Source organism: Pseudomonas pseudonitroreducens (assembly GCF_021603645.1).
Classification (GTDB): Bacteria; Pseudomonadota; Gammaproteobacteria; order Pseudomonadales; family Pseudomonadaceae; genus Pseudomonas; species Pseudomonas pseudonitroreducens.
In genome coordinates this window covers 1-757 of the sequence record NZ_BQHJ01000045.1, presented here as the reverse complement: position 1 = coordinate 757, position 757 = coordinate 1, and the positions used below count along the sequence as shown (strand labels likewise).

General features: G+C 59.7%; 1 protein-coding gene. It reads right to left on the bottom strand.

The window, feature by feature from the left end; translation table 11 throughout:
• Positions 1-757: DUF637 domain-containing protein (locus L6D89_RS32370; protein ID WP_236202341.1), on the bottom strand; the 757-nt coding region annotated here is incomplete at both ends.

Genomic DNA, 757 nt, shown 5'->3' with positions numbered 1-757 from the left:
GCCCCGCCGCCCAATCCCCCACACCATTGAACCCGACTGCCATACCCAGGTTGCCGGCCTGAGTACTAAAGGCATCCATCAGGTTATCGGCGAAGCTGCCGCCGAACGCTGCTTGCTGCATGACTGCCTGGGACAGGGCTTGAGCACTGTTATAGGCCGCAAAGGCACCGATGCCTTTCTCGCCAGCCCAAGTACTAAGGTCGAATCCCTTGGTGACTTGGTTGGCGGTGTCTGTGGAGACCTTGAAATAACTATCCAGCTTCGGCGAGATGACGTATTCACCAACGCCCGCCATCGCATAGCTCTTGAGGGCATCGGATGTGGTGGCGTATTCAAGACCTTGCCCAATATCACCACCATTGTTGATGGTTCCAACCGCGAGGTTACTGGCCATGGCGCCATACAGCGGCCCAAGGAAGTAGGAGGCGACGATGGCAATGATGAGTTGCGGCGCGGCACCCAGCCCCGAGTTGCTGTACTTGTACGAGTCGTGAATCTCCTTCACCGCCCGCCAATCCACATCCCCACGCGCCTCGGCTTCCTTGATCCAGGCGAGGTTGGGGTCGGCCTGCACCATCGCATCGATGGCCTGGCTGACGCTCTTCTGGTCGATGTGCTTGTAGTCGATCTTCAGGCCGTCCACCGCTTTGATGGCGATGTTGCCCTGGGCGATCATCTGGGTCTGGCGCAGCGTCTCGTCGGTCTTGCCTTCGCCCTTGGAGCTGGTCCAGGCGAGGTCGCTGTCGCTCTTGGCGTG